Raw genomic sequence first — 7,346 nt, forward strand, 5'->3', positions numbered from 1 at the left:
TGCGCACGTGTTCTGTCATCGAATCGGCAATTGGGGTCTCAACTGGCCTGCTTGCCCGCACTCTTTCGCAGCCATATCAAGGCGTTGTGGGTCAGCCAGGCCTCGCGACTCTGCAAGGCGTAGAGCGCCGCCTCGTCACGGCTGCCTCCCTGCCAGCGGCGAGGCTCCTGCTTGGGCAAGCGGCGCTGGCCCAGCAAAGTGGCGGGTACATGTGGATTGACCCCGATTGCCGCCGCCAGATGAGGGCGCGCCGCCGCTTCCCCTTCGCAGACAAAGCTCATCAAGGCCTTGTTGTAGAGCAGCCAGCAGGAGGCTTCATCAAAGCGCACCAGCAGTTGTTGCAGGGCATCCCACTCCCCTTGCCAGGCATAGAGGGTGGAGAGGGGGTGGCGGCAAGCGGGCTCGTCGGCGCGGCAGAGTGCGAGCAGGGCCAGGTACTCATCCCGAGCCTGCCCAAGCTGCCCAAGTCGCAGCAGGCAATCGGCTCGACCGGCCCTGGCCGCGATCAGAGGGCGTGCCTCGGGGACCTGCCAGCCATGGCCCGCGTGGGCTTGCCAGAATGCCTCATCGAACAGGAGGTTGGCATCGGCAATGATGCGCTCGAACCAGCCAAGGCGAGCGAGGGGATCGCGGCTCCCTGCCGCCAGCTCGAACCACTGCTGCCACTGGCGAGTCTGCTCGTTGTCCAGGGACGGGCTCTCTTCAGGCTCGGCCTCGTAGTGATCCTGGCCGAGCAGGAGGTTGAGGGCCGTCTTCATCTGCTGGCGTTGACGCTTGCAAAAATCGAGGAAGGGGAGCTCGCTGGCCGCAGCCTGGTGCAGCATCATGGCCATGGGCTTGTCGCGAAACAGGCAGAGCTCGGCCACCAGGCTACCCCCTGACTGAAGCCATAGCTCCATTGGCCCAGAGGATGGCGCTTGTCAAACACCTGCTCCGGGTTGTCGGTAGAGAGGCGACACTGGCTCGGCAGGGCTAGCTGCGCGTCGTCGGCCTGGGCTTCCAGCTCGGCGATCAGGTGATGCAGCGCCTCGGCACTCTTCTCGTCCAGCGCCGTATCATGAGGCAGCAGGCCGGCCAGCGGATCTTGCCAGTCTGGGGCTACGGGCCCCGTCAGACGGGCGCACAGGAAGCCGTGCAGGGCGGGGTAACTCATCTCCTGCTGGCTGTGGGTCTGGATCCATTGAGTGAGATGACGGGTTCGAGTGGCTGGGTTCATCGACGCTTCCTCTGGATTTGACGGCCGCGAAGTCTACCTAAAAGTGGGGTTATTTGCAGCAAAGGGGGAACTGAATGCTGCTAATATCGTCAATCTGGCCGCCCGGGAGCGGGAAAAGAGGTCAGACACAGGGGGGAGGGGCTAGGTCCTGCTGCCGCTCTGGGGTAACATGCGCGCCTGCATGACATAAATCGGCCCCGTCCTCTCTCATCCGACGGCGGCGATGCACCTCTATATGACGGGTCTTCCATGAGATGGGCCCATCCGGATATTGAAAGAAGAGATCACCATGTTACAGATTGGCAAGATGAACACCCTGACCGTCGTCGAGATCGAGGAGCGCGGCGCCTGGCTGGCGGCGGGGGAATACGGCGAGCTGCTGCTGCCCAGGCGCCAGTTGCCGGAAGGCGTCGCCGAGGAGAGCGAGGTGTCCGTCTTCCTCTATCTGGATGCGGATTGCGAGCCGGTGATCACCACCGACAAGCCCTTCGCCATGGTGGGGGACATCGTCGGTCTCAAGGTGGTCAACGCCAACAAGATTGGTGCCTTCCTCGACTGGGGCATGAAAAAGGATCTCTTCGTACCAAGCCGCGAGCAGAACAAGCCGATGCAGGTGGGCCATGTCTATCTGGTGCACCTGATGCTGGACAACGAAGGGCGCATGGTCGGCACCAGCCGTCTGGAGCGCTTCCTGCGCATCGACCCTCCTTTCAAGAGCGGTGACGAGGTGACGGTGCTGCCGGGGGAGCACACCCCCCTTGGCATCAAGGCCGTGGTCAATGGCCAGTACGCCGGCATGCTGTTCAAGAACGAGGTGTTCGGCCGCGTGATGACGGGCCGACCGCTGACCGCCTGGGTCAAGCAGGTGCGCGAAGATGGCAAGCTGGACCTGACCCTGCAAAAGCCGGGGCTGGCCCGGATGGATGACGCCGGTGCGCGCATCCTGCTGCGCCTGCAAAAGCAGGGGGGCAGCCTTGCGGTGGGAGACAAGAGCGATCCTGACGTCATCTACAAGATGTTCAGCATGAGCAAGGGCACCTTCAAGAAAGCGATCGGCGGCCTCTACAAGCAGGGCAAGATCGTCATCGAGGAGCACAGCATCCGCCTCGTGGGCTCCGACACGCCGGCAGGGGACGAATAAGGTGCCGAGTCCCTGCATCGGTGACTGCCGGGCCAAGGAGGGGCTCTGTCTCGGCTGTGGCCGCACCCTGACCGAGATAGGCCAGTGGTCCGTCATGGACAGCGAGGCCCAGTTGGCCCGCATGGCCGAGATCGATGGCTCGAAGAGCACCCATGCCTGCCCGGGCTGCGGCGAGCCGGCGTTCTGCGCCGTGTCGGCGGGGGAACCCATCGAGCGCTGCTGGTGCAGCCAGCTTCCCGCGCTGCCCATGAGCGATGCCAGCGCCTGCTGGTGTCGCCGCTGTCTGGCCAAGGCCATCGCGGCACGCCCCTGACTCGGGCATCGCAAAAAACGAAAAAGGCGCCTGGGGCGCCTTTTCTTATGCCTGTTGCTGGCGGTGCCAGCGGATATGCACGTCGTGCTCGCTCTGATCCCGTGGGAGGAGGAAGGTGGCGTAGATCACCTCGAACTCGTCCTGATGATCCAGCAAGCCGACCCAGACCTCGGCCCAACGTGCCATGTCCACCGGCTCGCCGAGTTCGGTCGACCAGTCGGCATTGGGCAGGGTTGCCTCCACCGCGCCACGTTGCTCGAACTCGAGGGTGATGTCGACGATTTGTTCGGGTGCCAGCATGTCGGCGGCCTGCTCCAGAAACTGATCATAGGCCCACTCGACCAGCTGATCCGGGCTACGTTGTTCCATGAAATCACTCCAGATACGTCCAGGTTCGCCACTTTAACAAGTATTGGGATGGGCAGCCAGCCCGGGGGCGGTGACGCCGTGCTGTCAAATGGCGGGATCAGGGGATAAGGTTAACAGAGCCGCCAGCAGGGGCGGCGTGACGGGGCGGCCTGGCAAGATGAAGCGACGACAGTACAGAAGGCAGATCAAGCGGCGGCGCGAAACCTGGTGGTGGCACTATCTGCCCCTTCATCGGGAAACCGTCGGCGGCCATCTGGGGCCCGCCTCTGATCCGCAGGATGGCGCTACTCTGTGCCGTGGACCCGGTTCAGGGTGACTTGCCCGAGTTGACCCATCTGACGACGGATCCAGGCCGAGCGCTGTTGCACATAGGGTGAGGGGGGCTTGACCCGATAACGCCAGGGATTGGGCAGGGCGGCGGCGAGCAGGGAGGCCTCGTAGCGGGTGAGGCGTATCGCCGGTTTGCCGAAGTAGTGCCTGGCGGCCGCCTCGGCGCCATAGATGCCGGGTCCGAACTCCACGATGTTGAGATACACCTCGAGAATGCGGGACTTGTCCCAGCCCAGCTCCATCAACAGGGTGAACCAGGCCTCTATCCCCTTGCGCAGGAAGCTGCGATCGCTCCACATGAAGAGGTTCTTGGCGGTCTGCTGGCTGAGGGTGCTGGCACCGCGCACCCGCCCGCTTTGCTGGTTGTGCCTGAGGGCCGAGCTGATGGCGTCCATGTCAAAACCGTGATGTTCGGCAAAGCGCTGATCCTCGGCGGCGATCACCGCCAGTTGCAGCTCCCGGGAAATCTGCTCAAGCGGCACCCAGTCGTGCTTCACCTCGGCCACCTTGGCAGGGGGAAACAGGGCGCGTTCGAGGCGCCAGGTCCACATGGGAGGGTCGATGAAGCGCAGCAGCGAGACCGAGACGATGGTGCTCGCAAAGGCGGCCAGCAGCAGCTTGCCGAGCCAGCCCAGCAGTCGCCGTCTGCGCGAAGGCCTCACGGGCTCGGGCCCGCCGTCCCAGTCATAGTGGCCAGGATCATCGGGATCCGGAATTATTGGGGCAGCCATTCGATGTGGCAGAACTTCTCGTCGACGCGGCGGGAGAGCAGCATGCGGGCAAACAGGTGCTCGTACTCTTCTTGTTCGTTGCCAAGGCCGACCCAGATCTCGGCATAGTCGGCGTCGCTCACCTCAAATCCCACGTCGGCCGCCCAGTCGTCGGCGGGATCGGTCTCCGCCAGCAGGCCGCGGTCGTTGAACTCCTGATTGAAGCGGACGATCTCCTGCTCGGGCAGGTTGTCGGAGGCCAGCTCCATGAAGAGTTCGAGGGCGGTGTCGAGCAGTTCCTCGACGCTGTGCATTTCGTCATTCAAAGACATAAGAGCCGTGTTCCAGATAAGGGGGGAGGGAAAGCCCGTCGGCAGCGCCTCGGGGTGCGCGGTATTCTAGCTGGCCCTGATGCCCTTGGCGAGATGCCGGGACGCCAGGCATTAAAAAACCGGATCCTGGGAAAGGATCCGGTCTTCATTGGGGGAAGGGGTCGCGCATGGTGCGTCAGCTCATCCCTTCTTCTGGTCGTCGGCGAAGGTGATGTTGAGCTCCAGCACCGACAACTCGTCACTCTTCTGATCAAGCTGGACGGTGATCTTGTCCGGGTCGATCTGCACGTATTTGCGGATCACGTCGAGGATGTCCTGCTTGAGCTGGGGCAGGTAATCCGGCCCCCCTCTGGATGAACGCTCGTGAGCCACGATGATCTGCAACCGCTCTTTGGCCAGTTGTGCGGTGTTCTGTTTCTTGTTGGAACGAAAATAATCCAATAATGACATGCTTAACTCCCGAACAGTCGGCTAAAGAAGCCCTTCTTCTCTTCTTCCAGAAAACGGAAATCCTTGGTGTCACCCAAGAGGCGGGCGACGGCGTCCTCGTAGGCCTGACCGGCATCGGACTCCTTGTCCAGAATGACCGGCTCGCCGGAGTTGGAGGCGCGCAGCACCGCCTGGGACTCCGGGATCACCCCGAGCAGTTTGATGGCCAGGATCTCCTGTACGTCCTGCACGCTCAGCATGTCGCCGCGGTTGACGCGGGTCGGGCAGTAGCGGGTCAGCAGCAGGTGCTCCTTGATGGGATCCTCACCGCGCTCGGCACGGCGGGACTTGGAGGCCAGGATACCGAGGATGCGATCCGAGTCACGCACGGAAGAGACTTCCGGGTTGGTGGTGACGATGGCCTCGTCGGCGAAATAGAGCGCCATCAGGGCACCGGATTCGATACCGGCGGGGGAGTCGCAGACGATGTAGTCAAACTGCATCTCCGCCAGCTGATCCAGGATCTTCTCCACCCCTTCACGGGTCAGGGCATCCTTGTCCCGGGTCTGGGAGGCGGGCAGGATGAACAGGTTTTCGCAACGCTTGTCCTTGATGAGGGCCTGGTTGAGGTTGGCTTCCCCGTTGATGACGTTGACGAAGTCATAGACCACGCGCCGCTCGCAACCCATGATGAGGTCCAGGTTTCTCAGACCAATGTCAAAATCGATGACCACGGTCTTGTGGCCACGCTGGGCCAGACCGGTGCTCAGTGCCGCGCTGGTTGTCGTCTTGCCAACGCCACCCTTGCCCGATGTAACGACTATGATTCGCGCCATTCTCGCTTCCTTGTAACTCTATTTGATTCGGTCTATACGAAGTTGTTCATTGTCGAGCCGGATATGGACCGGCTCTTGTATCACGCCTGCAGGCAATGCATCGCTGAGCTGGAAGGTGCCCGCGATGGAGAGCAGTTCGGCCTGCAATTGCTGGCAATAAATGCGGGCCTTGGGATTGCCCTTGGCCCCTGCGATGGCTCGGCCACGCAGGGCACCATAAACATGGATGCTGTCATCGGCGATGACTTCGGCGCCAGGGCTCACCGAGCCCAGCACCACCAGCGAGGTGCCGGCTGCATAGATCTGCTGACCGGAGCGCACCGGGCCCACGTGGACCTTGCTTGCCTCCACGGGCGCTGGCACCGGTGGAACCGGTGCGGCCTCCACTGGCTTGGGCTCAGGCACTGGCGGCGTCGGCTCAGGTTCTGCCTTGCGGCTCTTGCCTGACACCATGACGGCGAGGCCTGCCGCCTTGGCGGCCGTCTTCATCGCCTCGTCCCGCGCCCCCGTGATCCCGACCAGCACGAAGTCTTCCGACTCGACCAGCTCCCTGAGCTGTTCGAAATCGGGGATCGCCTCGAGGCGTTCCACATTGAGGACGAGGGGGGCACAATTAAAAAACTGGGGGGCCTGCGCGACCTTGGCCTCCAGCAGTTGTCGGATCCGGGCCGGATTGCCATCGCTGAGATGCAACACAGAAATAGTGAAGGTGGTCCCTTTCAATTCGTTATCGCGTTCAACCATGAATCTTCCCCGAACCGAGACGGTAATACGTTATTGTTATTCAATTCCTGATGTTATAGTTTGCCACCACCAGAGGCAATAAACCCGTCGGATTATATCAATTTCCATGTTGTGTGCAGTCTATAAAAGTCGCAAAAAAGCCGAGACCTATCTCTTTATTGAACGAAGAGAGGACTTTTCCCGCGTTCCCGAGGTGCTGATGAGTACCTTCGGGCGTCCCGAACTGGTCCTGATGACCAAGCTGGACCCGGCCAAGCCCCTGGGGCTGGCCTCCACGGAGCGGGTGATGGCCGCCCTGAAGAGCCAGGGCTTTTATCTGCAGGTGCCACCGCCACCGGAAAACCTGCTGGAGCAGCACAAGGCGCAATTAAAGGGCGCACGATGAGGGCGGGGCGGCTGGCACTGCTGTTGTCAGGCGCCCTGTCGGGATCGCCGGTGCAGGTCGGCCCCGATTTTGACCAGTACGTGGCAAGCCTCAAAGAGCAGGCGCTGGCGGCGGGCATGTTGCTCGAGACGGTGAGTGCGGCCTTTGCGGATGTCCACCTTGTCGATGCCGCCATCAGGCACGACAAAAATCAGCCGGAATTCAAACTGACCCTGGACACATATATTCCCCGGGCGGTGCCGGAATGGAAAGTCAAGCAAGCCCAAACCTTATATCGCCAGCATTTGCCGCTGCTCACAAAAATAGGTCGGGAATATGGGGTACAGCCCCGCTTTATTGTTGCCTTGTGGGGAATTGAAACCAATTTCGGCAAAATAACCGGCCATTATCCCCTTATCCGTCATTCCGCACCTGATTTTGCTATTTTCAGTGCTTGACGGCGATCGGCCGTTCTGATCTATTACTCTCTTTTGCAGGTAGATCATCATGGCCGCACCCGCTATCTCGATCCGTAACCTCGATCACCTTGGTTTGGTCGCCG

At 61.6% G+C, this 7,346-nt stretch carries 9 protein-coding genes and 2 pseudogenes; 4 read left to right on the forward strand and 7 right to left on the reverse strand.

Translation table 11 applies throughout. The features are described 5' to 3' along the window. Positions 1-38 precede the first annotated feature (38 nt). Positions 39-1,216, reverse strand: a pseudogene (locus J9889_RS10490) (UPF0149 family protein). Positions 1,217-1,487: 271 nt separating this feature from the next. On the opposite strand from J9889_RS10490, the gene J9889_RS10495 reads away from it, so the two are divergent. Both J9889_RS10495 and J9889_RS10500 read left to right on the forward strand, forming a co-directional pair. Further along, positions 1,488-2,357 carry a S1-like domain-containing RNA-binding protein gene (locus J9889_RS10495; protein WP_042014378.1) on the forward strand — a complete coding sequence of 290 codons (870 nt, stop codon included), beginning with the start codon at positions 1,488-1,490 and terminating at the stop codon, positions 2,355-2,357. Between the two features lies 1 nt (position 2,358). Continuing rightward, positions 2,359-2,670 (forward strand): DUF1289 domain-containing protein, encoded by a 312-nt coding sequence (locus J9889_RS10500; RefSeq protein WP_182953683.1) that lies wholly within the window; start codon positions 2,359-2,361, stop codon positions 2,668-2,670. Positions 2,671-2,715: 45 nt separating this feature from the next. Here the strand turns inward: J9889_RS10500 and J9889_RS10505 are convergent, their stop codons facing one another. The 6 genes from J9889_RS10505 to minC form a co-directional block, all read right to left on the reverse strand. Next, positions 2,716-3,039, reverse strand: coding sequence for an HI1450 family dsDNA-mimic protein (locus J9889_RS10505; RefSeq protein ID WP_010674643.1), 324 nt, complete (start codon positions 3,037-3,039; stop codon positions 2,716-2,718). A gap of 284 nt (positions 3,040-3,323) precedes the next feature. Beyond that, positions 3,324-4,031 carry a monofunctional biosynthetic peptidoglycan transglycosylase gene (gene mtgA, locus J9889_RS10510; RefSeq protein WP_210556636.1) on the reverse strand — a complete coding sequence of 236 codons (708 nt, stop codon included), beginning with the start codon at positions 4,029-4,031 and terminating at the stop codon, positions 3,324-3,326. A 53-nt stretch (positions 4,032-4,084) separates the two neighbouring features. Next, positions 4,085-4,411, reverse strand: coding sequence for an HI1450 family dsDNA-mimic protein (locus J9889_RS10515; RefSeq protein WP_029314491.1), 327 nt, complete (start codon positions 4,409-4,411; stop codon positions 4,085-4,087). 180 nt (positions 4,412-4,591) lie between these two features. After that, positions 4,592-4,861 (reverse strand): cell division topological specificity factor MinE, encoded by a 270-nt coding sequence (minE, locus tag J9889_RS10520; protein ID WP_010674646.1) that lies wholly within the window; start codon positions 4,859-4,861, stop codon positions 4,592-4,594. A gap of 2 nt (positions 4,862-4,863) precedes the next feature. After that, entirely contained in the window at positions 4,864-5,676 is an 813-nt protein-coding gene (minD, locus tag J9889_RS10525) for a septum site-determining protein MinD (protein WP_010674647.1), read from the reverse strand. 18 nt (positions 5,677-5,694) lie between these two features. After that, entirely contained in the window at positions 5,695-6,420 is a 726-nt protein-coding gene (gene minC, locus J9889_RS10530) for a septum site-determining protein MinC (RefSeq protein ID WP_039039101.1), read from the reverse strand. 106 nt (positions 6,421-6,526) lie between these two features. Between minC and J9889_RS10535 the strand changes: the two genes are divergently transcribed. Then, the gene (locus J9889_RS10535; protein ID WP_029314494.1) at positions 6,527-6,805 is read left to right on the forward strand and encodes a YcgL domain-containing protein; all 279 of its coding nucleotides are present in this window, start codon (positions 6,527-6,529) and stop codon (positions 6,803-6,805) included. Beyond that, positions 6,802-7,203: pseudogene (locus J9889_RS10540) on the forward strand (lytic murein transglycosylase); the annotation flags it as partial. The gene J9889_RS10535 and the pseudogene J9889_RS10540, both read left to right, overlap by 4 nt. Between the last annotated feature and the right edge of the window lie 143 nt (positions 7,204-7,346).

The sequence above is a fragment of the Aeromonas sp. PrichA-15 genome (genome assembly GCF_017939245.1).
GTDB classification, from domain to species: Bacteria; Pseudomonadota; Gammaproteobacteria; order Enterobacterales; family Aeromonadaceae; genus Aeromonas; species Aeromonas caviae.

Excerpts from the sequence above, each read along its gene's own strand:
- J9889_RS10505 (WP_010674643.1), bottom strand. The coding sequence starts at position 3,039 with ATGGAACAACGTAGCCCGGATCAGCTGGTCGAGTGGGCCTATGATCAG.
- J9889_RS10515 (WP_029314491.1), bottom strand. The coding sequence starts at position 4,411 with ATGTCTTTGAATGACGAAATGCACAGCGTCGAGGAACTGCTCGACACC.
- minE (WP_010674646.1), bottom strand. The coding sequence starts at position 4,861 with ATGTCATTATTGGATTATTTTCGTTCCAACAAGAAACAGAACACCGCA.
- minD (WP_010674647.1), bottom strand. The coding sequence starts at position 5,676 with ATGGCGCGAATCATAGTCGTTACATCGGGCAAGGGTGGCGTTGGCAAG.
- minC (WP_039039101.1), bottom strand. The coding sequence starts at position 6,420 with ATGGTTGAACGCGATAACGAATTGAAAGGGACCACCTTCACTATTTCT.
- J9889_RS10535 (WP_029314494.1), top strand. The coding sequence starts at position 6,527 with ATGTTGTGTGCAGTCTATAAAAGTCGCAAAAAAGCCGAGACCTATCTC.